We start from the raw sequence: 16,647 nt of genomic DNA on the forward strand, positions 1-16,647 counted from the left end.
TACAATAATGTAAGGCCGCTTGCGCAACTCGACACCCAGCTGCGACCAATCAAACCCAAGTATGAATGCGCAATAACTACTGAGGTGGAGCAGCACATAGGCAAAGCACCACAATCCCAACTGTCGCCGCACGACATTCCACCCTGCCCAACCCGTGAGTTTCTGCAAAGGCGTCAAACTCAAGATGACGAGCAGCAGAACAAGCGCCCCCAAACCCAGCCGGTCGACCAGCACCTTGCCCGGATCCGGCCCGAGAACATCCTCCAGGGCCTGGTACAACCACAGCAGCGGCCACACCAGCACCACGACAAAGACACCGACACGCCAAAACGGATAGCGCATCAGTAGTTCTTCCTCAGGTCGAGCCCCGTATATAGAGAGGCGACTTCCTCTGAATAGCCGTTGAACAATTGCGTGTCGCGCACATTGGGCTTGAACAAGCCACTAGGCAGGCGGCGCTCACGGGCCTGAGTCCAGCGAGGATGATCAACGGTGGGATTCACGTTCGCATAAAAGCCATATTCATCCGCCGCAATGCTCTGCCAGGTGGTTTTCGGCTGCTCGCCGACCAGACTGATGCGCACGATGGACTTGATACTTTTGAACCCGTACTTCCAGGGCACGACCAGACGCAACGGCGCGCCGTTCTGATTTGGCAATACACGCCCGTACATGCCGACCGCAAGAATCGCCAACGGACTCATGGCCTCATCCAGTCGCAGCCCCTCTATATAAGGCCAGTCGATCAAGGCAAAACCGGAGCGCTGGCCCGGCATGCTTTTGGGATCCTGCAGGGTTTCGAAGCGGATGAATCTGGCTTTCGAGGTCGGCTCTACCTCCTTGAGCAAAGCCGAGAGCGGGAAACCGATCCAGGGAATGACCATCGACCAGGCTTCCACGCAGCGCAGTCGGTAGATTCGCTCCTCCAGCTGATACGGTTTCATGAAGTCTTCGAGGGCATACCGCCCGGGCTTGCCCACCTCCCCATCCACCACCACAGACCACGGTTCAGTCTTCAGCGTGCCGGCATTCGCAGCCGGATCACCTTTATCAGTGCCGAACTCGTAGAAGTTGTTGTAGTGGGTCGCGTCCTTGAACGGCGTGATCGCCTCATCCTTGACGACAACTGCCCCCCACTTGACCGAGGAAAGTTTTTCGCTGAACCAGACGGGCGCCTTGCCTGGCTCGACATCCGCATAACGCGCCACATCGTCGGCAGCCGCCCACCGAGGAAGACCGCTCACGGCCAAACCGGTAACAGCAACACTCAATACATTGCGTCGAGAAAGATAGATGGATTCAGGCGTGACATCCGACTCATGGCAGTCGGACGCTTTAGGGACTTTGATCAGCATGGCTACTCCGCAGTATTGGAGAACAGATGCACCAACAGACTGCGGAGTATGGGGGAAATTACATCACTCGACGCTTTTACGCCGACGAAGATGTAGCAGGTATTGAACCGGACCGGACGCGGCATAGGCGAGGAAGACCAGCAGCAGGATGCGCGGCGGATCACTGAAAACAACCGCGAACACCAACACTACTGCGAGAATCGCCACGAAAGGCACTCGCCCCTTCAGGTCCAGTTCCTTGAAGCTGTTGTACTTGATGTTGCTGACCATCAGCATGCCGGCCGCCGCCACCATCAGCGCAACCAGGAAAGACATCTTGGAACCCTGGATGCCGTAGTCGCTGAACGCCCAGACGATACCTGCAACCACACCTGCAGCGGCAGGGCTGGCCAGACCGATGAAGTAGCGCTTGTCCGCGGTGCCGACCTGGGTGTTGAAGCGTGCGAGACGCAATGCCGCGCCCGCCACATAGATGAAGGCGACCATCCAGCCAACCTTGCCCATGTCACCCAAGGCCCAACCGAAAGCCAGCAATGCAGGGGCAACACCAAAGGCAACCATGTCCGACAACGAGTCGTACTCGGCACCGAAGGCACTCTGGGTATTGGTCATGCGAGCCACGCGCCCATCAAGACCATCGAGCACCATGGCGACAAAAATCGCGATGGCCGCGAACGCGAAATACTTGCTCGCATTGGCCGAGTCACCAGCACTCAAGGCCGCCTGGGCACTCATCGAGTTGATGATGGAATAGAACCCTGCGAACAGGTTCGCAGTAGTGAACAGATTCGGCAGAAGATAGATACCACGATGCCGGACTTTACGACCTTCCGCGTCATGCCCTTCTTCGACATGCTCATCGATGGGCAGCAGGCTTTCGGCGTCAGAAGCCTGGTTTGGCTCTTCGGGGCGTTCGCTCATGGACATTACCTTGCAACGGGGTGGAAAGTTTGGACAGGTGTCTGGGACGACGGTTCGGCCGCAAACGATGCAGCTTTATACCAGAACCGGCCCCCCAAACGAAAAAACGCGGCCTAAGCCGCGTTTTTCGTACAAGTGCGTGACTTAGTTCTTGGCTTTGTCGACGATCTTGTTGGCACCGATCCACGGCATCATGGAGCGCAGTTGCTCGCCGATGATTTCGATACCGTGAGCGGCGTTGTTACGACGCTTGGCGGTCATCGAAGGATAGCCGGTAGCGCCTTCGCTGATGAACATCTTGGCGTATTCGCCGTCCTGAATACGTTTCAGGGCGTTGCGCATGGCCTGACGGGATTCGGCGTTGATGACTTCAGGGCCGGTCACGTACTCGCCGTATTCGGCATTGTTGGAGATCGAGTAGTTCATGTTGGCGATACCGCCTTCGTACATGAGGTCAACGATCAGCTTCAGTTCGTGCAGGCACTCGAAGTAGGCCATTTCCGGCGCGTAGCCAGCTTCAACCAGGGTTTCGAAACCGGCCTTGACCAGCTCAACGGTACCACCGCACAGAACGGCTTGTTCGCCGAACAGGTCGGTTTCAGTCTCGTCCTTGAAGGTGGTTTCGATGATGCCGGTACGACCGCCGCCAACGCCGGCAGCGTAGGACAGAGCGACGTTCTTGGCGTTGCCCGAGGCGTCCTGGTAGATAGCGATCAGGTCAGGGATACCGCCGCCCTTCACGAACTCGGAACGCACGGTGTGGCCTGGAGCCTTCGGCGCGATCATGATCACGTCGAGGTCAGCGCGCGGCACAACCTGGTTGTAGTGGATCGCGAAGCCGTGGGAGAAGGCCAGGGTGGCGCCTTTCTTGATGTTCGGCTCGATTTCGTTCTTGTACAGGGAGGACTGGAATTCGTCCGGGGTCAGGATCATGACCAGGTCGGCAGCCGCAACAGCGGAAGCAACGTCGGTCACTTTCAGGCCGTGGGCTTCAGCCTTGGCAACGGTAGCCGAGCCTTTACGCAGACCGACAGTCACGTCAACGCCGGAGTCTTTCAGGTTGCACGCTTGAGCGTGGCCCTGGGAACCGTAACCGATGATGGCAACTTTCTTGCCCTGGATGATCGACAGGTCGCAGTCTTTATCGTAGAAAACTTTCATGAATTTCCCCTATATCAGGCCGTTCAGGCCGTTCGCTAATTTGGTTTAGATGCTGAGTACTTTGTCGCCGCGGGCAATGCCGGTCACGCCGCTACGGACGGTCTCCAGAATCGAGGCGGTGCCAATGGACTGAATGAAGCTGTCGAGCTTGTCGCTGGTACCGGTCAGTTGAACGGTATACACGCTGGCGCTGACATCGACGATCTGTCCACGGTAAATATCGGTAGTGCGCTTGATCTCGGCACGCTGGGCGCCGGTGGCCTTGACCTTGACCAGCATCAGTTCGCGCTCGATGTGAGCACTCTCCGACAGGTCGACCAGTTTTACCACTTCGATCAGCTTGTTCAGGTTCTTGGTGATCTGCTCGATGACTTCATCGTGACCAACCGTGGTGAGCGTCAGACGCGACAGGGTCGGGTCTTCGGTCGGGGCCACGGTCAGGCTTTCGATGTTGTAGTTGCGCTGCGAGAACAGGCCAACCACACGAGACAGAGCACCGGGTTCGTTTTCCAGAAGCAAGGAAATAATGTGCCGCATGATTAGGTACGCTCCGTCTTGCTCAGCCACATATCGCGCATGGAGCCGTCTTTGATCTGCATCGGGTAGACGTGCTCGCTGGTATCGACCGAAATATCGATCACCACCAGGCGATCTTTCATGGCGAACGCTTCTTCCATCTTCGACTTCAAATCTTTCGATTCAGTGATGCGCACGCCAACGTGGCCATAGGCTTCAGCCAGCTTGACGAAGTCAGGCAACGACTCCATGTAGGAGTGCGAGTGACGGCTGCCATAGCTCATGTCCTGCCACTGGCGAACCATACCCAGAACGCCGTTGTTCAGAATGACGATTTTTACCGGCAAACCGTATTGCAGACAGGTGGACAGTTCCTGGATGTTCATCTGGATACTGCCTTCGCCCGTTACACAGGCGACGTCGGCATCCGGGTAGCTCAACTGAATGCCCATGGCCGCCGGGAAACCGAAGCCCATGGTGCCCAGGCCACCGGAGTTGATCCAGCGGTTCGGCTTGTTGAACTTGTAGTACTGCGCAGCAAACATCTGGTGCTGGCCCACGTCGGAGGTCACAAAGGCGTCGCCATTGGTCACTTCGCACAGGGTTTCGATCACGGTCTGCGGCTTGATCTTGCTGCCGTCGCCCTTGTCATACGGGAACAGGCCGCGATCACCGCGCCACTCGTCAACCTGCTTCCACCAGCTGGCAACGGATTCCTTGTTCGGGGTCTCGCCGATTTCCTTGAGGATCGCGACCATTTCGGTCAGGACACTCTCAACCGGACCCACGATAGGCACGTCGGCCTTGATGGTCTTGGAGATCGAAGCCGGGTCGATGTCGATGTGAATGATCTTGGCGTTCGGGCAGAACTTCGACGCGCCGTTGATGACACGGTCGTCGAAACGTGCGCCGACAGCGAGGATCACGTCAGCATGGTGCATCGCCAGGTTGGCGGTGTAGCTGCCGTGCATGCCGAGCATGCCGATGAACTGACGGTCGGTGCCAGGGGAAGCCACCGAGGCCCATCAGAGTATTGGTCACTGGCAGGTTGAGCATCTTCGCCAGTTCGGTCAGTGGTGCGGAACCACCGCCGAGGATCACGCCGCCGCCCGAATACAACACAGGACGCTTGGCCGCCAGGAGCATTTCTGCCGCCTTGCGGATTTGACCGGAGTGACCGCGAACAGCCGGGCTGTAGGAGCGCAACTTGGCTTTTTTCGGGAAGACGTATTCGAACTTCTCGGCCGGGTTGGTCATGTCTTTCGGAATATCGACGACGACCGGACCAGGACGACCGGATTGCGCCAGGTAGAACGCCTTCTTCATGACTTCCGGGATTTCCGACGCGTGCTTGATCATGAAGCTGTGCTTCACGATCGGCCGGGAGATACCGATCATGTCGGTTTCCTGGAACGCATCGGTACCCACCATGGTGCTAGGCACCTGGCCGGAAATGATCACCATCGGAATGGAGTCCATGTAGGCGGTGGCGATACCGGTGATGGCGTTTGTTGCGCCAGGACCGGAAGTCACCAGTACCACACCGGCTTTACCGGTGGCACGGGCGTAGCCGTCAGCCATATGGGTAGCCGCTTGCTCGTGACGAACCAGGATGTGGGTCACTTCCGGTTCTTTGAACAGGGCATCGTAGACATGAAGAAGAGCACCACCCGGGTACCCGTAGATATATTTGACGCCTTCGTCACGCAAAAAGCGGACGAGCATCTCACCGCCAGATAAAAGCTCCACGTTGCTCACCTCTAAAACGCCAGAATACCGCCCACGAAAAATGGAACGGGTCTTAATAGGTTTACTTCTCGGCAGAGCATGAGCGACGGTGGTCGCCGACTACGTCAGCACTGACTGAGCAAGTATTGGGATCGTCCCAAGTGTTGCGGGGCTTTCCCACCCAGCGCGAGGTAACGCGTTGCGGGTGTAACAGGTCGACGCGGATATGCGCCTCATGATCTGCTGAGAGGGTCTGCTTCTGGCAGTCCCTGTACAGCGGACTTTGGATTCTTCTGTTTCGTCCTTCGCAAGTCAAGTCGTCTATGTGCTTTATTCTACTAAGCGCATGAGAACGCAAGAAAAAACCCGTAAATCAGCCCTGTGTTAGCTTCGATTGCGCAACTTTTAGCAAAAAATTGGCACGCGAATGCACTTACCTTGCAACGGCCGACAAAATAGACAGATATTGTGAACAACTGCCAGCGGACGCTGGCAGCTTCTGGCTCAGCGGGACGCGGTAATCAGCTGATCGAATTCTTTGAGCAGCACCTGCAACTGCCGATCCCTACCCTGGACATTGCGCCCGGCAAAGACCATTTCAGCCATTTCCTGAATGCCCGAAGCGTTGGGTAGCGGCAAATCCTGCTCGAGGATCATCTTCATGCGTGGCAGGAAGATCCATTGCAGCCACTGCTCGAAATCCAGTGTGTCGACCGAAAACGGCTCGACACTGGAAAGCGCTTCGGCAGAGGGCGAGACCTCATCCCACCATCCTTGCACCCGCAACTCGCGCTCGATCAACAACAGTTGATCGGCGATTTTCAGAAAGCGCGCATCCATCACAGCGTTACCTTGGCCTTCTGACGAGCCAATGCCGCGCCCTGGGAGTCACCCTGCTTTTCGCGCGCCTGGCCAATCAGCTCCCACAAGTTGGCCTGAAGGGCTGGACGGCCATTGGCAAGGGTCAGCCCACGGCGAGCGAACTGTTCGGCCTGGGCGGCATCGCCCTGAGACATGCGCACCTGGGCTAGCCGGTAAAGCACCTGCGGCTCACGCGGTGCAACGCGCTGGGCGCGTTCGAGGCTGGAGGAGGCACCATTAAGATCACCGCTCGCCTGTTGCTGTTGAGCGGTGGTCAGCAAAGCCAATACCGGGCCGTCCAACTGCTCGTCGGCAGAAAGTCCGCCCGAACTGGCCGATGGAATCCCGCTTGGCGACGACGGCATGCTGTAGCTGCCCTGATTGATCGGCGCCGATTGGACCGGCGACGTGTCAATCGGCCCCGGCGTGATCGGACCCGGCGTGATCGGCGTGGTGCTGATCGGCGTCGAAGTCGTTGCCGCGCCTGGCACCATCACCACTACGCCGCTGTCACCCTGCGCAATCGCCTGGGTCTGCGACTGCCCCTGCGCTGGGCGCTTGACGGTCGTCTGGCGGAAACCGCCATTGGCCGAGATCCGCTCACTGTTGGACACGGCGGTGCCGGAGTCCACAACCGGAATCGAGCCACGTTGTACGCTGGAACAACCGCTGAGCAAAGCTACGGCGGCAACCGCTGGAATCAACCACTTGTTCACTTGAAACCCTCTTTGCTTAATTCATCCAGCCTTTGACCCAGTCCATCACCGACTCTGCAGGGTTTTCACCACCGCAAGCGGCACCGGGAGGTGGTTCACTGCCGCGAATATACGGCATCTGCACGGCACCCGGGCAACCAGCATCAGAACCTTGCCCGGTTCGCGAGTCCACCCAGGCCTGAACGATATTATCCGGCTGCGGCATGTCCAGCGGCAACGGGTCGGCCTTGCGCATGAAACTGGTCCAGACCTGCAAGGCCCCTGTGGCGCCGGTGAATGGCGTCTTGCCGTTGTCGTCGCGACCCAGCCAGACCACCGCCAGCAAGTCCTGGCTGAAACCGGCAAACCAACTGTCCCGCGAGTCGTTACTGGTACCGGTCTTGCCCGCCAGGGTCAGGGTCCTTGGCAGCACGTTATAGACCGAGCTGCCGGTACCTTCACGCATCACCCGCTGCATGGCGCTCTGGATCAGGTAAATGGAGGCCGGATCGAAACGTTGCTGGATCTGGAATGGATAACGCTTGAGCGGCTCGCCCTCGGCAGTCAGCACGCTGCGAATCCCGCGCATCGGCGTATTGAAGCCGCCGTTGGCGAGGGTCTGGTACATGGTCGCCACTTCGATTGGCGTCATGCCGCCGGCCCCGAGCAACATCGACGGGAAGGCCGGGAATTCACGAGTCACACCCAGGCGCTCCACCGTTTTCAGGACGTTCGGCACACCCACCGCCAAACCGAGACGCGCGGTCGACAGGTTGTAGGAATGCGCCAGGCCTTGATAGAGGAACACTGTACCGTGAGAACGACGATCATAGTTCTGCGGCTTCCAGACCTGACCGTCCGCGCCTTTGACCGAAAAGGATTCGTCCGACAGCCAACTGGTCAGTGTGTACTGGCTTGGTTTCTCCAGTGCGGTCAGGTAAACCGCCGGCTTGATCAGCGACCCGATCGGCCGTACCGCATCCAGCGCCCGGTTGAACCCGGCAAAACTGGCCTGGCGACTGCCGATCATGGCCTGCACCTCCCCCGTCTCCGGGTTGGTCACGACCATTGCCGCTTCCACGTCATCGGAACCCTTGCGCCCAGCCAGGCGCTTGAAGGTGTCGTTGACCGAAGCTTCAGCCTTCATCTGCAGGATCGGATCGAAGCTGGTGAAGATGCGCAGCCCTTCTTCGGTCAAGTCTTCGTCGCGATAGTCTTCGCGCAGCTGACGCTTGACCAGATCGAGGAAGCCGGGGAACGAGCTGTCCGCCAGACTGCCGCGCTTGGTCACGCCCAAAGGCATTTTCTTCGCCGCCTCAACCTGCTCGGCAGTCGCGACGCCCTGCTCTTGCAGCACATCGAGCACCAGGTTGCGCCGCTCGAGGGCACGCTCCGGATAACGACGGGGGTTATAGGAAGAAGGCCCCTTGACCATGCCCACCAGCAGCGCAACCTGATGCAGCTTGAGCTCGGCCAGCGGCTGGCTGAAGAAGAACTGGCTGGCCAGGCCGAAACCATGCACCGCGCGCTGACCGTCCTGCCCGATAAACACTTCGTTGAGGTAAGCCTCGAGAATTTCGGGCTTGTCGTAATGCAGTTCAAGTAGCAGCGCCATCATCGCTTCGGTGAGTTTGCGGCTCAGGCTGCGCTCGTTGGTCAGGTAGAAGTTCTTGACCAACTGTTGCGTCAGGGTACTGCCGCCCTGACGCATGCGCCCGGACGAACCGTTGACCCAGATTGCACGGGCGATCGACTTCGGCGAAACACCAAAGTGATGATAAAAATCACGATCCTCGACCGCCACCAGCGTTTCAAGCAGGTACGGCGGCACCTGATCGATCTTGATCAGAATCCGGTCTTCGAGGTTTTTCGGGTACAGGCCACCGATCAACAGCGGCTCCAGGCGCACCACCGACAGCTTCGAGCCTTTTGCCCCCGCCAACTCCGCCACGTAATCGCCGGAGAAACGCACCCGCACCGGTTGCGCTTGCTCCATGCCTTCATAGAACTGGAAGCCGCGGGTGTTCAGGTCAACGGTATTGCCATTGACCGACGCCGCCCCCGGACCATTGGCCACGCTTTCACGGCGATAACCCAGGGCATCGAGTTCGGTCAGGAAATCATCCCGGCTCAGCTTCTGTCCGACGAACAGTTCGAGCGGGCGCGCGTAAACCTTGGCCGGGATGGTCCAGCGCTTGCCGGAGAACTTCTCCTGGACGATTGCATCAAGGTAAACGGCGAATCCGGCCAGCACCACAAGGGCGACCAGACTGAGTTTAATGGCCCAGCCCAGCCACGGGCGCAGGCCCTTGGAGGGTGGTTTTTTTGGGGTGCGGGGAGTTCGAGTACGAGTCATGGCGGCGGATTATACGCACTTTATTCATCCTCAACAGGAGCGCTCCGAGGTTTGCGTCAGGCGGACTTGCAGCCATAATGACGGCCTTGAATTTCCCAGACTCTGAAGGATCGCCTGTGAGCCAGTCCCTGATCGCTGCCCTGCAAAACCCTGCCCTCTACCCGCATCCTGTAGAGGGATTCCAGGTCATCGAGACCCATATTTCCTGGGTACTGCTCACCGGCCCCTATGCCTATAAAGTGAAGAAGCCGGTCAATTTCGGTTTTCTTGACTTCACCAGCCTTGAGGCTCGCGAACACTTTTGCGCTGAAGAACTGCGCCTGAACCAGCGCCTGACCGACGATCTGTACCTCGAAGTGCTGCCCGTCACCGGCAGCGCCGAAGCTCCGCAACTGGGCGGCGAAGGCCCGGCCATCGAATACGTACTGAAGATGCGCCAGTTCCCGCAAACCGGCTTGCTCAGCACCCTGCAAGCCAATGGCGAACTGACCACCGCGCACATCGACGAGATGGCCGAGCAAATCGCCCGCTTCCACCTCAACGCACCGAAGGTGCCGGCCGGGCACGAAGCCGGCACCCCGGACAGTGTCATGGCGCCGGTGCGGCAGAACTTCGAACAGATCCGCCCGTTCCTCAGCGATAAAGCCGACCTGTTGCAACTCGACGCCCTGCAAGCCTGGGCAGAAAGCAGCTTCGAGCGCCTAAAGCCGCTGCTCGCCCAGCGCAAGGCCGAAGGTTTCATTCGTGAATGCCACGGTGATATCCACCTGGGTAACGCCACCGTGATCGACGGCAAGGTCGTGATCTTCGACTGCATCGAATTCAACGAACCGTTTCGCTTTACCGACGTTTACGCCGACACCGGCTTCCTGGCGATGGACCTGGAAGATCGCGGCTTGAAGTGCCTGGCGCGCCGCTTCATCAGCCAGTACCTGGAGCTGACCGGCGACTATCGCGGCCTCGAACTGCTGAACTTCTATAAAGCCTACCGCGCACTGGTTCGCGCCAAGGTTGCCCTGTTCAGCATGCCGGCCGACGCCACTGCGGTGCAGCGCGCCACCACCCTGCGCCAGTACCGCAACTACGCCAACCTGGCGGAAAGCTATAGCACCATTCCTTCGCGCTTCATGGCCATTACCCACGGTGTTTCCGCTGTCGGCAAGAGCCACGTCGCCATGCGCCTGGTCGAAGCCCTGGGTGCGATCCGCCTGCGTTCCGATGTCGAGCGCAAGCGCCTGTTCGGCGAGCAAACCGTCGAGAACGACGTACAGGCCGGCATCTATAGCGCCGACGCCAGTGCAGCGACCTATGCCCGCCTGCACGAAATCGCCGGCGTCATTCTGCGTGCGGGTTTCCCGGTGGTGGTGGATGCCACTTACCTCAAGCATGATCAGCGTGACAGTGCAGCGAAGGTTGCCGAAGCCACCGGCGCCCCCTTCCTGATCCTCGACTGCAATGCGCCACAGGCCGTGATCGAAAGCTGGCTGGCCATGCGCCAGGCAGACAAGAAAGACCCGTCCGATGCCACCCTGGCCGTTATCGCAGCCCAGCAAACCAGCCGTGAAGCGCTGACGCCTGCGGAAATCCTCTGCAGCAAGCGCGTCCAGACCAATGAAAGCGGGACGCTCGATACCGTTGTGGAACAGATTCGCCAGCGCCTGCCAGGCCTGTAAGAAACTATTTCGGTCGTGAAGTCCGCGCTGGCTTCACGACCTTCAAATGGTGGCACTATACTGGCGTCATAAAACCATCAGGTGATGCGACATGAGCCAGCCTAAACTTCTCGACACATCGCTATATGCCCTGCTGCACAAAGACGACATCAAAGGCTTCAACAGTGAACGCCCCAAGGATGGTCCCATCGACATGGCAGGTGGAGATTTCCGGGGGCTGGACCTGCGCGAGCTGAATGCCGACGGCGTGGATTTCAGCGACGCCTACTTCCGTTCCGCCGACTTGCGCGGCATCGATTTTCGCAAAGCGAACCTGGAAGGCGCGAGCCTGGCTCACGCGCAGATCTCCGGTACGTACTTTCCGGTCGAACTCAGTGCCGACGAAATCCTGATGTCGATGAACTTCGGCACGCGATTGCGTTATCGCACCCGATAATCACCGTCTCGCCGCCTTACACGTCCAGCGCCTGCGCTGCGCTGGACTGCTGGGATATTCGCCCCTAAATCCTTGCTCTCCCCCACTCTTCCTCCCGCGCGCATAGACTTTTCACGCCCTGCCAATACTCGTTTCTTAGAAGCATTTGCGTCGTAATCGAGCAAACAATCACGCTTTTCCTACTGATGGCTACACTCCTCAGAAGATTGCCCACGCTCTCCATTCGGCCATCGCAAGGAGGCTTGATGAATGATGAACTGCAACACCTGAAGAATCTTGGCAAGACGTCAGCGCAATGGCTGCATGCCGTGGGCATCCATAGCGCTTCGGACTTGCGTCGCCTCGGGGCGGTGGATGCTTATCGGGCCGTGCGCACGCGCGGTTTTCGGGCGTCCAAGGTGTTGTTGTACGCAATTGAAGGCGCACTGATGGACGTTCACTGGAATGACATTCCTGCCGAGCGCAAGGAAGCCCTGAACAAACAACTGGAAGCCATCTCTACACGCCACAAGAACTGATCTGATACATGCTTGCGAAGCTTTACAGCCTGAAACCCAATGATTACGAGGCCTGCAGACACAAATCCGGCGAATCGCAAAGAAATCGAAAAACAGCGGTTGACTTGGTAATGAGAATCGATATGATTATCACAACTGGTCGCGAGACTGGTCGATATTCTGAAAAGCCCTTGGTTCGGACTCTCGGATTATCTCCTCATCAGGCTAATCACGGTTATTTGACCCGGCTCTTGCCGGGTCTTTTTTTGCCTGTGGAAAAGTATTGGCAGGATGAAGGCACTTGCACCCGACGGACAGGGCAGCCATTTGATAGCATTCAACCTTCAAGCTCGGACATATCCAGTCACGAGCTGCGGGACCGAGGATAGACATGAAGTTGCTTTGCGCTGGCGCCGGGTTGGTCAATGACAGCAGCCGCGGGTTCGACATCGATGGCCAAAAGTTTTTTGCAGTGCGCCGCAGCGGACAGGTTTACGTCTATATCAATCGCTGCCCGCACCGGGGCGTTGCCCTGGAGTGGCATCCCGACCAGTTTCTCGACCCCAGCAACAGCCTGATCCAGTGCGCCACCCATGGCGCACTGTTCCTGATCGAAGACGGTGAATGCGTCGCCGGCCCTTGCGCGGGGCAAGCCTTGACCAGCGTGGCCTGCCGCGAGGACGAACAAGGTATCTGGATCAGCCTCTAGCACCCGGCAATACGTCCAGGCACCGGTCGACCAGCATTTCTTCGTGGCTCAACCGCACACCGTAGGCCAGCACCTCGACCCCACAGGCAATAGCCTCACGCAAGGCCTGCGCATAAGCCGGATCGATTTCCTGCGCCGGGCGCACAGCCTCGATGTCGGAAAGGCAAACACAGTACAACTGCACCGCGCGAATACCGTCCCTGGCCAAGTGGGCCAGCTCCCGCAGATGCTTGGCGCCACGCTGGGTAACCGCATCGGGAAACGCCGCCACCGCCGTACCGTCGAACCCCAGGGTCACGCTTTTGACTTCGACGTAGGCCGGCCCTTCGGGGTAATCGAGGCGGAAATCGATACGACTGTTTTCCTGACCATAAGCCACTTCGCGCTTGAGCCCGGTAAACCCGTTCAGCTCCGTGATGACGCCCGCTCGCAGCGCCTCTTCAATCAAACCGTTGGCGCGGGCGGTGTTCACGCAAAACAGCCGCCCTTGCGGGGTTTCGCCGATCTCCCAGGTGCCGGGCAACTTGCGTTTCGGATCGTTGGAGCGACTGAACCAGACCTGCCCGCCTTCGACCTGACAATTGAGCATCGAGCCTGTGTTCGGGCAGTGAATGGTCAGCAATTCGCCGCCAACGGTTTCGATATCGGCGAGAAAACGCTTGTAACGTCGGATCAGGCGCCCTTCTTCGAGGGGAGGATGAAAACGCATCAGCCTTGCCAGCTCCGCAATCCACGGGCAATGCGCTCGACCGCTTCCTGCAACCGCTCGAGATTTTGCGTGTAGGCGAACCGCACATGATGCCCGGCCTGATAACGCCCGAAATCCAGCCCCGGGGTGAATGCCACATGTTCGGTTTCCAGAAAATACTTACAAAACGCGAAGGCATCGCCGCCGAACTTGCTGATATCGGCATACAAGTAGAACGCCCCTTCCGGCTCCACGGCAATCCCGAAGCCCAATTCACGCAAGGCCGGCAGCAGGTAGTCCCGACGCCGGCCAAATTCGGCGCGACGCTCTTCGAGAATGCTGATGGTCGCCGGCTCGAAACAGGCCAGAGCAGCGTGCTGTGCCATGCTTGGTGCACTGATGTAGAGGTTCTGGGCAAGCTTTTCCAGCTCACCGACGGCCGCGTCGGGTGCCACCAGCCAGCCGAGCCGCCAACCGGTCATCCCGAAGTACTTCGAAAAGCTGTTCAGAACGAATGCACTGTCGTCGACTTCCAGCACGCTGGCCGCATCGGTGCCATAGGTCAGGCCATGATAAATCTCGTCGACCACCAGATGACCGTGGCGCTCCTTGATCGCGACAGACAGCTTCGCCAGCTCGTCGCGGGTCAGGATCGTGCCGGTCGGATTGGCTGGCGACGCCACCAGTGCGCCGACGCTGTCGTGGTCCCAATGACGCTCGATCAGGCCCGGCGTCAATTGATAACGCACATCCGGGCCGACCGGCACCAACTGTGCCGCGCCTTCGACCAATCGCAGGAAATGCCGGTTACACGGATAGCCCGGGTCCGCCAGCAGCCAGTGCTTGCCGGGGTCGACCAGCAAAGCGCTGGCCAGCAGCAGCGCGCCGGAGCCACCCGGCGTGATGAGGATGCGCCGTGGGTCGATGTTCAAGCCATAACGTTGCTGATAAAAGCCCGAAATGGCCTCACGCAGCTCGGGAATGCCACGCGCGGCGGTGTAACGGGTCTTCCCCGCTGTCAGCGCAGCCTGGCCGGCCTGGATGATCGGTTCGGCGGTGGTGAAGTCCGGCTCGCCGATTTCCAGGTGGATCACATCGTGGCCGGCCGCCTGCAATTCATTGGCCCGCGCCAACAGCGCCATGACATGGAAAGGTTCGATCGCGCGACTGCGGGCACTGTAGGGCTGAGCCATTGGCCTTCCTTCAACGGAATAAAAAACCGATTCTACCCAAGCGCAGGAACGAGCGAGAACCTAAAGCGGTCAGAGGCCTTGTAACTCCGATCACGAATGACTCAAGCGCGCGCGCAAGGTTTGGCTAAAATCAATAATTGAGCAGGGTTCCAGAGCCACCAGACAACGGTTTGTCGTCATTCGCAAGCACCATGTGCCGCGAGCTCGACATCCGGGAGTAGCGCGGCCCGAATTGATCTGGTAAGTTCGCCCGCTTGCAGCCGCAGGGCCGGCAGGTGTCGGTGATGGAGCAATCCTGCGCAGATGGATTACAAGAGTAGAGGCGGTCTATTTCATGTCCACCCAAGCAAAGCAGCAAAACCAGACGATCAGCGGCTTCGAGCCCTATGTTCAGAAAACCGGCGAAGAGTACATGGGCGAGCCCATGCGCAAGCACTTCACCAAGGTCCTGAATCAGTGGAAAAAAGAGCTGATGGAAGGTGTCGACAAGACCGTGGACCACATGAAGGACGAAGCGGCCAACTTTCCTGATCCGGCAGACCGTGCCAGCCAGGAAGAGGAATTCGCCCTCGAACTGCGTGCCCGCGACCGTGAACGCAAGTTGATCAAGAAGATCGACAAGACACTCCAGTTGATCGAAGACGAAGAGTACGGCTGGTGCGAATCCTGCGGCATCGAGATTGGCGTCAAGCGCCTCGAAGCGCGCCCTACCGCCGACCTGTGCATCGACTGCAAGACCCTGGCGGAAATCAAGGAAAAGCAAGTCGGCAAATAATTGCGACTTGAACGAAGAACGGAGCGTGCGAACGCTCCGTTTTTGTTTCCAGGATTCACCTCGGTAGCAAGCCCGCTCCCACAGGGGGTTGGCGCCAGTCCAGATAAAGTAACATCACCCCATGACCGCTGACGTTTCCCCCTACATCGGGCGCTTCGCCCCCACGCCCAGTGGCCATCTGCACTTCGGCTCGCTGGTCGCCGCACTGGCCTCCTACCTCGACGCGCGCTCGGTGGGCGGACGCTGGCTGATGCGCATGGAAGACCTTGATCCACCCCGCGAGGAACCCGGCGCCCAGGCCGCCATTCTCAAGGCACTGGAAAGCTATGGCTTCGAGTGGGATGGCGACCTGGTTCGCCAAAGCGAGCGGCACGATGCCTACGCCGAGGTGCTCAATCGCCTGTTCAATCAAGGACTGGCCTACGCCTGCACCTGCTCGCGCAAACAGCTGGAGCCGTTTCACGGGATTTATCCGGGCTTCTGCCGCAATGCTGGCCATGGTACTGACGATGCGGCCATCCGCCTGCGCGTACCGGAGCTGGAATACCATTTCATCGACCGGGTGCAGGGCCAATACCGACAGCATCTGGGGCGGGAAGTCGGCGACTTCGTGATCCGCCGCCGCGACGGGCTCTACGCTTATCAATTGGCCGTGGTCCTGGACGATGCCTGGCAAGGCATCACCGATATCGTTCGCGGTGCCGACCTGCTGGACTCCACGCCCCGCCAGCTCTATCTGCAAGAACTGCTCGGCCTGCCTCAACCGCGTTACCTGCACATCCCGCTGATTACCCAGCCGGATGGCAACAAACTCGGCAAGTCCTACCGTTCGCCGCCCTTGACCGAGGATCAGGCAACACCCCTGCTGCTGCGCGCGCTTCGGGCGCTGGGACAGAACCCGGGAACCGAACTGACGTACGCCACCCCACGGGAAGTGCTGAATTGGGGCATTGCCCACTGGGATGCCTCGCTGATCCCGCGCACACTGAGCCTGCCCGAGGCACAGCTACTGTGATCGCACTTGCAGTGACGCGCCCATCCGTTACCATCGCCGCACGTTTACGGGCACACGCATAAGAAAGA

Annotated in this window: 16 protein-coding genes and 1 pseudogene (1 of these 17 running past the window's edge); 6 read left to right on the forward strand and 11 right to left on the reverse strand. The window is 59.0% G+C overall.

The annotated features are described in order from the left end of the window. From msrQ to mrcB, 9 genes and pseudogenes are all read right to left on the reverse strand, one after another. Positions 1–342 carry the 5' portion of a protein-methionine-sulfoxide reductase heme-binding subunit MsrQ gene (msrQ, locus tag AB4O40_RS13090; RefSeq protein ID WP_056728604.1) on the reverse strand. 279 nt of this gene lie to the left of the window's left edge, so only the first 342 of its 621 coding nucleotides appear in the window; its start codon is at positions 340–342; its stop codon lies beyond the left edge, outside the window. Further along, entirely contained in the window at positions 342–1,355 is a 1,014-nt protein-coding gene (gene msrP, locus AB4O40_RS13095) for a protein-methionine-sulfoxide reductase catalytic subunit MsrP (RefSeq protein WP_056728607.1), read from the reverse strand. Before msrP ends, msrQ begins: the two co-directional genes overlap by 1 nt. 63 nt (positions 1,356–1,418) lie before the next feature. Next, positions 1,419–2,276, reverse strand: coding sequence for a CDP-diacylglycerol--serine O-phosphatidyltransferase (gene pssA, locus AB4O40_RS13100; protein WP_056728609.1), 858 nt, complete (start codon positions 2,274–2,276; stop codon positions 1,419–1,421). Positions 2,277–2,420: 144 nt separating this feature from the next. After that, entirely contained in the window at positions 2,421–3,437 is a 1,017-nt protein-coding gene (gene ilvC / locus AB4O40_RS13105) for a ketol-acid reductoisomerase (RefSeq protein WP_003228216.1), read from the reverse strand. A gap of 45 nt (positions 3,438–3,482) precedes the next feature. Next, entirely contained in the window at positions 3,483–3,974 is a 492-nt protein-coding gene (ilvN, locus tag AB4O40_RS13110; protein ID WP_003176102.1) for an acetolactate synthase small subunit, read from the reverse strand. 2 nt (positions 3,975–3,976) lie between these two features. Continuing rightward, positions 3,977–5,702: pseudogene (locus tag AB4O40_RS13115) on the reverse strand (acetolactate synthase 3 large subunit). A 483-nt stretch (positions 5,703–6,185) separates the two neighbouring features. Next, entirely contained in the window at positions 6,186–6,521 is a 336-nt protein-coding gene (locus AB4O40_RS13120; protein ID WP_056728612.1) for a YqcC family protein, read from the reverse strand. Further along, entirely contained in the window at positions 6,521–7,258 is a 738-nt protein-coding gene (locus AB4O40_RS13125; protein ID WP_056728613.1) for a hypothetical protein, read from the reverse strand. The genes AB4O40_RS13120 and AB4O40_RS13125 overlap by 1 nt, the downstream gene beginning before the upstream one ends. A 16-nt stretch (positions 7,259–7,274) precedes the next feature. Next, entirely contained in the window at positions 7,275–9,593 is a 2,319-nt protein-coding gene (mrcB, locus tag AB4O40_RS13130; protein ID WP_056728615.1) for a penicillin-binding protein 1B, read from the reverse strand. A 116-nt stretch (positions 9,594–9,709) separates the two neighbouring features. Between mrcB and AB4O40_RS13135 the strand changes: the two genes are divergently transcribed. The 4 genes from AB4O40_RS13135 to AB4O40_RS13150 all read left to right on the forward strand — a co-directional run bounded on the left by AB4O40_RS13135 (position 9,710) and on the right by AB4O40_RS13150 (position 12,908). Beyond that, a complete protein-coding gene (locus AB4O40_RS13135; protein WP_414918743.1) occupies positions 9,710–11,266 on the forward strand; it encodes a bifunctional aminoglycoside phosphotransferase/ATP-binding protein in 1,557 nt (518 codons plus the stop codon). Positions 11,267–11,357: 91 nt separating this feature from the next. Then, on the forward strand, positions 11,358–11,702 hold the full coding sequence (locus AB4O40_RS13140; protein ID WP_056728618.1) for a pentapeptide repeat-containing protein: 345 nt from the start codon (positions 11,358–11,360) through the stop codon (positions 11,700–11,702). 245 nt (positions 11,703–11,947) lie between these two features. Beyond that, positions 11,948–12,220, forward strand: a complete 273-nt coding sequence (locus AB4O40_RS13145; RefSeq protein ID WP_008053897.1) for a TfoX/Sxy family protein — start codon at positions 11,948–11,950, stop codon at positions 12,218–12,220. Positions 12,221–12,590: 370 nt separating this feature from the next. Continuing rightward, the gene (locus AB4O40_RS13150; protein WP_056728620.1) at positions 12,591–12,908 is read left to right on the forward strand and encodes a Rieske (2Fe-2S) protein; all 318 of its coding nucleotides are present in this window, start codon (positions 12,591–12,593) and stop codon (positions 12,906–12,908) included. On the opposite strand, the gene sfsA is transcribed toward AB4O40_RS13150, so the two are convergent. Further along, positions 12,898–13,617 (reverse strand): DNA/RNA nuclease SfsA, encoded by a 720-nt coding sequence (gene sfsA, locus AB4O40_RS13155; protein ID WP_056728622.1) that lies wholly within the window; start codon positions 13,615–13,617, stop codon positions 12,898–12,900. The genes AB4O40_RS13150 and sfsA overlap by 11 nt on opposite strands. Then, positions 13,617–14,789 (reverse strand): pyridoxal phosphate-dependent aminotransferase, encoded by a 1,173-nt coding sequence (locus tag AB4O40_RS13160; RefSeq protein WP_056728623.1) that lies wholly within the window; start codon positions 14,787–14,789, stop codon positions 13,617–13,619. Before AB4O40_RS13160 ends, sfsA begins: the two co-directional genes overlap by 1 nt. A 334-nt stretch (positions 14,790–15,123) precedes the next feature. Between AB4O40_RS13160 and dksA the strand changes: the two genes are divergently transcribed. Both dksA and gluQRS read left to right on the forward strand, forming a co-directional pair. After that, positions 15,124–15,564 (forward strand): RNA polymerase-binding protein DksA, encoded by a 441-nt coding sequence (gene dksA / locus AB4O40_RS13165; RefSeq protein ID WP_008053890.1) that lies wholly within the window; start codon positions 15,124–15,126, stop codon positions 15,562–15,564. Positions 15,565–15,685: 121 nt separating this feature from the next. After that, positions 15,686–16,579 (forward strand): tRNA glutamyl-Q(34) synthetase GluQRS, encoded by an 894-nt coding sequence (gene gluQRS, locus AB4O40_RS13170; protein ID WP_223541980.1) that lies wholly within the window; start codon positions 15,686–15,688, stop codon positions 16,577–16,579. Positions 16,580–16,647: the final 68 nt, after the last annotated feature.

The organism is Pseudomonas sp. S2_F07 (assembly GCF_054668325.1).

What these genes read in the sequence shown, in the direction of transcription:
- msrP (WP_056728607.1), bottom strand. Translation starts at nt 1,355, where the DNA reads ATGCTGATCAAAGTCCCTAAAGCGTCCGACTGCCATGAGTCGGATGTC.
- pssA (WP_056728609.1), bottom strand. Translation starts at nt 2,276, where the DNA reads ATGAGCGAACGCCCCGAAGAGCCAAACCAGGCTTCTGACGCCGAAAGC.
- ilvC (WP_003228216.1), bottom strand. Translation starts at nt 3,437, where the DNA reads ATGAAAGTTTTCTACGATAAAGACTGCGACCTGTCGATCATCCAGGGC.
- ilvN (WP_003176102.1), bottom strand. Translation starts at nt 3,974, where the DNA reads ATGCGGCACATTATTTCCTTGCTTCTGGAAAACGAACCCGGTGCTCTG.
- AB4O40_RS13120 (WP_056728612.1), bottom strand. Translation starts at nt 6,521, where the DNA reads ATGGATGCGCGCTTTCTGAAAATCGCCGATCAACTGTTGTTGATCGAG.
- mrcB (WP_056728615.1), bottom strand. Translation starts at nt 9,593, where the DNA reads ATGACTCGTACTCGAACTCCCCGCACCCCAAAAAAACCACCCTCCAAG.
- AB4O40_RS13140 (WP_056728618.1), top strand. Translation starts at nt 11,358, where the DNA reads ATGAGCCAGCCTAAACTTCTCGACACATCGCTATATGCCCTGCTGCAC.
- AB4O40_RS13145 (WP_008053897.1), top strand. Translation starts at nt 11,948, where the DNA reads ATGAATGATGAACTGCAACACCTGAAGAATCTTGGCAAGACGTCAGCG.
- AB4O40_RS13150 (WP_056728620.1), top strand. Translation starts at nt 12,591, where the DNA reads ATGAAGTTGCTTTGCGCTGGCGCCGGGTTGGTCAATGACAGCAGCCGC.
- sfsA (WP_056728622.1), bottom strand. Translation starts at nt 13,617, where the DNA reads ATGCGTTTTCATCCTCCCCTCGAAGAAGGGCGCCTGATCCGACGTTAC.
- AB4O40_RS13160 (WP_056728623.1), bottom strand. Translation starts at nt 14,789, where the DNA reads ATGGCTCAGCCCTACAGTGCCCGCAGTCGCGCGATCGAACCTTTCCAT.
- dksA (WP_008053890.1), top strand. Translation starts at nt 15,124, where the DNA reads ATGTCCACCCAAGCAAAGCAGCAAAACCAGACGATCAGCGGCTTCGAG.
- gluQRS (WP_223541980.1), top strand. Translation starts at nt 15,686, where the DNA reads ATGACCGCTGACGTTTCCCCCTACATCGGGCGCTTCGCCCCCACGCCC.